This window comes from Arenibacter lacus (assembly GCF_008711145.1).
GTDB classification, from domain to species: domain Bacteria; phylum Bacteroidota; class Bacteroidia; order Flavobacteriales; family Flavobacteriaceae; genus Arenibacter; species Arenibacter amylolyticus.
Genome location: NZ_VVIN01000117.1, coordinates 1 through 4,213, shown reverse-complemented (window position 1 = coordinate 4,213; position 4,213 = coordinate 1). Strand labels below are relative to the sequence as shown.

At 44.4% G+C, this 4,213-nt stretch carries 3 protein-coding genes; all 3 read right to left on the bottom strand.

Going from position 1 to position 4,213, the window contains the following annotated elements; all coding sequences use genetic code 11:
• Positions 1-79: 79 nt before the first annotated feature.
• Complete coding sequence (locus F1E73_RS16475) at positions 80-1,366, bottom strand: DegT/DnrJ/EryC1/StrS family aminotransferase (RefSeq protein ID WP_150452586.1); 1,287 nt, start codon at positions 1,364-1,366, stop codon at positions 80-82.
• Positions 1,329-3,992, bottom strand: a complete 2,664-nt coding sequence (locus F1E73_RS16470; RefSeq protein ID WP_150452585.1) for a glycoside hydrolase family 2 protein — start codon at positions 3,990-3,992, stop codon at positions 1,329-1,331. Before F1E73_RS16470 ends, F1E73_RS16475 begins: the two co-directional genes overlap by 38 nt.
• Positions 3,989-4,213, bottom strand: a 225-nt coding sequence (locus F1E73_RS17675; RefSeq protein WP_223883493.1) for a hypothetical protein, incomplete at its 5' end; no start/stop codon positions are given. The genes F1E73_RS16470 and F1E73_RS17675, both read right to left, overlap by 4 nt.

Genomic DNA, 4,213 nt, shown 5'->3' with positions numbered 1-4,213 from the left:
GTCTGCTATAAAACCCGTCCCTATAAGGGCTATTTTTTGAGTATTCATTTTTTTTAGTCTCACAGATTGGCAATTTTCCTTATTCCATTAACTCCCCGGCATGGGTGTAGATTTTTTTTATGGCCCTAGCAATCAAATCCATATCCGCCTTGTTTCCCATCAACACTTTATGGTGCATACAGACCGATTCTTCCCTAAATATCCGCTCACAAATGGGCAGTGAAAACCGCTTGGGGTCAATGGCCTTCCAATAGGCATCGTTTAAATTATGGCGGGCCGGTTTGGTATGCGGCACATAAAGGGAGCAGTTGTTTAGGGGTTCGTAACTAGCATCAACCACAATCCCTAATTCTGCTTGTAAGGCACTTCTAAACTTCGCTATGGGCAGGCCCTTAAATTCCTTTTTATGATAGCGGAATGCAAAGTTGAAATAGGCTTTTTTGGTTTCCCTTTTATCCCTAATGATTGGGGAAACCCCTGGGATATGGGTCAGCAATTTATTTAAATACGCTCCATTGGCATCCCTAATGGCATTCTGATGTGGCAATCGTTTTAAGCCTTCTATCAGCAGTGCAGCCTGAAACTCCGTTATCCGCAGGTTCCCAGACTGAATAAAGTTACCATCATCGTCCCCATAATCCCCTGCACCTTTATCCATCCCTTCTGTCATGGCTGCTTCTGGTCTACGGCCACAGTTTCTTAAAGCATCCAATCTTTCGGCCAACACGGGATCATTGGTGGTGACGGAACCTCCTTCGCCCGCAGTTAAGTGTTTGGAAAGCTGATAACTAAAACTCCCAATATGCCCAATACTCCCTGCTTTTTTACCCTTCCACTCCCCACCATGCTTGTGGGCACAGTCCTCTATTACATATAAATTATGTTTCTTAGCCAGGGACATTATTGCGTCCATATCGGCAAAGGCCCCATATAAATGAACGGGAATAACCGCTTTGGTTTTAGGGGTGATCGCTTTCTCAATTTCTTTAGGATCAATACACCAATTTTCTTCACTAACATCTACCAAAACTGGAATGGCATTTACGTCTAATACCGTTGCAGCTGTAGCTTGCCAGGTAAGTCCGGGTACAATTACCTCATCTCCCAGGCCAACCCCCAGGGCCTCTAGGGCAATTTGCATGGTAACGGTACCATTTACTGTACATATCGCATGATTTACCCCTGTAAACGCTGCAAAAAGTCGGTTAAATTCAGTTTCCTTAGGCCCATTATAGGACCACACCCCGCTATGGAGCACCTCTAAAAGGGCTTTTTCTTCCTCCTGCCCCCATACCGGCCATGTTGGCCAAGGATTATTAGTAACATCTCTAGAGGGAGCCCCGCCATGTATTGCTAGTTTTTTCATTTTTTAAGGTCGATTTCAACGTTGATGTATGCCCTTTGGGATTTTCCTTACTCGACGCTATATTCCACCCCTCCACTTTTAAATCTGTTTCTGCGGAAAATGAATAAGAAGCGGTGAGTTCCCTCTCTTCCCCAGGGAGCAGGTTTATAAAGTTATCTTCCCAGAAGATGGGGAGTAGTAGTTTACCGGTTGCCTTATTTTTTACTTTTAGGTTGATTAGATAGGCGATATGATTTCCCTTATTCTTTAGGTGGACTCGCAAGCGCTGATTGGTTCCTTCTTGCATCACATGATGGGTTACCGATACCTGGGTCCTAGGTAGGTCGTTCAACAATGTGAGATCTGCATATTCCGCACTTGGGGTATGAAAGGCAAAGTCGCCCAAATCTGCCTCATAATCCAACACCTCCTCCCTGGTAGAGAGCCAATAAAAATTGTTGGACACTTCCTTAAGCTCCCTATCGTATAATCGCAGATCTACAAAATAGGTGGTAGACATTCCCCTCAGCTCCCCCAGATTAAAAATGGCGGCCGAAGTATCTTTGCCTAGCTTAAAAGAAACGCTTTCATCCAAAAGAACTTCAGAATTGATGAAAAAAACCCTTATACGGGCCTGCAGATTTTCTATGGGATATAAATAATCGTTTACAGCATATATCTGCTTATCCCCATAATTATATATGAGATGGAGCGGGGAGCAGGCTTTTTTAGTGGCGTAAAAGGCTGCAGTGGGATTTAGGTAAAAATCGTACAACTGCCAGTACATTTTGGGCCAGGCAGCATTTAACATCCATTGAATTACTCCCGTGCACTTTTCTTTATACACTTGAAAGGCTTCAAACATGGGACGCATCAACTCGTAGTTCATGGCTTGTGCTTTTTTATCGAATTCCCACAGGGAATTTGGGGGACCGTAGCGTTGGTCCATTGCCTTAGTAAATCTACTTAGGTCGGAAAACTCGTACCGGCCACAGTGATAATCCCACACCCTATTGATGGGCCATAATTGATCTTTGGGCAACATCTTCTTTAAACTTTCCAATTGGGGCGGCTGGGCTCCAGGGCCTGTTTCCGTATTAAACCCGTAGGCACCTCCAAACTGGGTATCTGTAAACCAATAGATAGGAGCGGTATAGGCATAGGGACCCAACATTTTCACCCCGGAAGAACCACTAATTTCACTAATAACGTCCTCAGATCCAACAACATGTTGATCGCTACCCACCCCCCCGGTGCTATTTAAGTAGGGCCTACTAGGGTCGTACTTGGCAAAAGTTTCCACATACCGCTGTTCCAATTCCGCAATAGGCACCTTATCGCTGGCTACCGTCCATACAAAGATACTGGGATGGTTACGCAACCAAATCACCTGATTTTCCCAAGCCTGGGCAATATGTGCTATATCCTCTGACTTGTACACGCCTCCAAAGCGCTCATTCACGGGTACTCCCAAATGTATTTCGTGCTCCCAATGACAGCTCCAACCTACCATCAACAGAATTCCATGCTCGTCGCATAGATCGTATAATTTATGGTCTTTGCCCCAAATTCCCTCCAAGCGGATACAGTTAAGGTTCATGTGTTTAACGTACTTCACTTGGGCCTCCAAACTTTCATGGGTATCCATCAACAGCATATCATCTGTCCAGCCAGCTCCCTTTATCAATACTTTCTTGCCATTAACCTTAAATCCGCGGTGAATATCGTTCAGCCAATAATCTTCCACTTCCCGGATTCCAAAGCGTATGCTTTCCGTATCGGAAATAGCTTCCCCCTTAAAAAGGGTCATTTCTAAGGAGTGCAAAACTGCTTCTCCCATCCCTACAGGCCACCATAGTTTGGGGTTTTTAAGGTTTAATTGGGGGTATTCCTCCCCTTCCATCATTATCAGTTCCTTGCTATAGGGCGGAATGCTAATCTTTTTCTCTAGGGAAACCCCAGCAACTTTTACCACTAGGTTTCCTGAAAAAGTAGTATCTAAAAAATTATGTACTTCTACGGAAATAGTTAGGGCGGCTTCTTGTAGTGTCTTTTTATTTACCTTGGACTTTACGAAAGGTTTATCTAGAAGCCCCCCGCGGTGAAAGTGAAGGCCAACCGTCCTAAATATTCCCATATTTCCATCGGGAGGCGCCGGATTCCAATCTACAAAGCCCGTGCTAAAATCCCCTGGTTGGGGAGGAATCACCTCCACCGCAAGGACATTTCTTTCTGTCAACAGAAAATCGCTCACATTAAAAGAGGTGATTCTAAAGGCACCATCGATTGTTTTTGTATCTGCAATTAACTGCCCATTTAACCAAACATTGGCCTTGTAGTTAATACCGTGGAACCTCAGCTGAGCAAAGCCGTTGGCCTCTTCCCCTTCTAATTGAAAATGGGTAACATACCACCAGGAAACTTTAAACTGCTCGGCAGAGATCGCTTTTAAATTCTCCCCAAAATAAGGGTCGCCAACCAAGCCATTTTCTACCATGGCACCCAATACCGTTGAAGGCACTTTACAGGGAATCCACCCACTTAAACTAGATGGGGTGGTAGATAATTCTTCCCCTGTAGCCGTCACCTTCTCCGAACTCTGAAGGAACCAATGGTCTCTTAATTCTAGCTTATCTCTTCCCCTCATTGTTTCTCCTTCCCCCTGTTTATTCTATTCCTTAGTTTGCTAAGCCTTTTTCTAGCCCGCCACACCATTCCTCCACCAATTAGGATTAACAGTGCTCCAGCAACTAAATCGGTCATATGCTGCACAAAGGTTTCTGTATAGAGCATGCCGAATAGTATTATTATGCCAAAAACCAGTATAAACATCCCTAAAGCATTGTTTATCTGGGCTTCTTTGAATTT